Here is a 1,426-nt window from a genome sequence, read left to right as displayed (position 1 = left end):
GTCAGCCGACGGAGCCTTCCATCTGCAGCTCGATCAGCCGGTTGAGCTCCAGCGCGTACTCCATGGGCAGCTCGCGGGCGATCGGCTCGACGAAGCCGCGCACGATCATCGCCATCGCCTCGTCCTCGGAGAGACCGCGGCTCATCAGGTAGAAGAGCTGGTCGTCGCTCACCTTGGAGACGGTCGCCTCGTGGCCCATGGAGACGTCGTCCTCGCGGACGTCGACGTAGGGGTAGGTGTCCGAGCGGGAGATGGTGTCCACGAGCAGGGCGTCGCAGAGCACGTTCGACTTGGAGCCGTGGGCGCCCTCGCCGATCTCGATCAGACCGCGGTAGGAGGTGCGGCCACCGCCTCGCGCCACCGACTTGGAGACGATGTTGGAGGAGGTGTTCGGCGCCATGTGGACCATCTTGGCGCCGGCGTCCTGGTGCTGGCCCTGGCCGGAGAAGGCGATGGAGAGCGTCTCGCCCTTGGCGTGCTCGCCCATCAGGTAGACGGCCGGGTACTTCATCGTCACCTTGGAGCCGATGTTGCCGTCGACCCACTCCATGGTCGCGCCCTCGTAGGCCACGGCGCGCTTGGTGACCAGGTTGTAGACGTTGTTCGACCAGTTCTGGATGGTCGTGTAGCGGCAGCGGCCGCCCTTCTTGACGATGATCTCCACGACGGCGCTGTGCAGCGAGTCCGAGGAGTAGATCGGGGCGGTGCAGCCCTCGACGTAGTGGACGTAGGCGTCCTCGTCGACGATGATCAGCGTCCGCTCGAACTGGCCCATGTTCTCCGTGTTGATACGGAAGTAGGCCTGCAGCGGGATGTCGACGTGGACACCCTTCGGGACGTAGATGAAGGAGCCGCCGGACCACACGGCGGAGTTCAGCGAGGCGAACTTGTTGTCGCCGACCGGGATGACCGTGCCGAAGTACTCCTGGAAGAGCTCGGGGTGCTCCTTCAGGGCCGTGTCGGTGTCCAGGAAGATGACACCCTGCTCCTCCAGGTCCTCGCGGATCTGGTGGTAGACGACCTCCGACTCGTACTGCGCGGCGACACCGGCGACCAGGCGCTGCTTCTCGGCCTCCGGGATGCCCAGCTTGTCGTAGGTGTTCTTGATGTCCTCGGGCAGGTCCTCCCAGGTGGCGGCCTGCTTCTCCGTGGAACGGACGAAGTACTTGATGTTGTCGAAGTCGATGCCGGACAGGTCGGAGCCCCAGGTCGGCATGGGCTTCTTGTCGAAGAGCTTCAGGCCCTTCAGGCGCAGCTTGAGCATCCACTCCGGCTCGGACTTCTTGGCCGAGATGTCGCGGACGACCGCCTCGGAGAGGCCGCGCTTGGCGGCGGCACCGGCCACGTCGGAGTCGGCCCAGCCGTATTCGTACGTGCCCAGGCCTTCGAGCTCAGGGTGGGCAGTCTCCGTGGGGAGAGTCATGCG

General features: G+C 65.4%; 1 protein-coding gene. It reads right to left on the bottom strand.

The features are described from left to right. Nucleotide 1: 1 nt before the first annotated feature. Complete coding sequence (sufB, locus tag V7793_RS37540) at nucleotides 2-1,423, bottom strand: Fe-S cluster assembly protein SufB (RefSeq protein WP_058044943.1); 1,422 nt, start codon at nucleotides 1,421-1,423, stop codon at nucleotides 2-4. Between the last annotated feature and the right edge of the window lie 3 nt (nucleotides 1,424-1,426).

Origin of the sequence: Streptomyces sp. KLMMK (assembly GCF_036961605.1) — a bacterium.
GTDB classification, from domain to species: domain Bacteria; phylum Actinomycetota; class Actinomycetes; order Streptomycetales; family Streptomycetaceae; genus Streptomyces; species Streptomyces telluris.
This window is presented reverse-complemented; position numbering and strand designations above follow the sequence as displayed.

Excerpts from the sequence above, each read along its gene's own strand:
- sufB (WP_058044943.1), bottom strand. The coding sequence starts at position 1,423 with ATGACTCTCCCCACGGAGACTGCCCACCCTGAGCTCGAAGGCCTGGGC.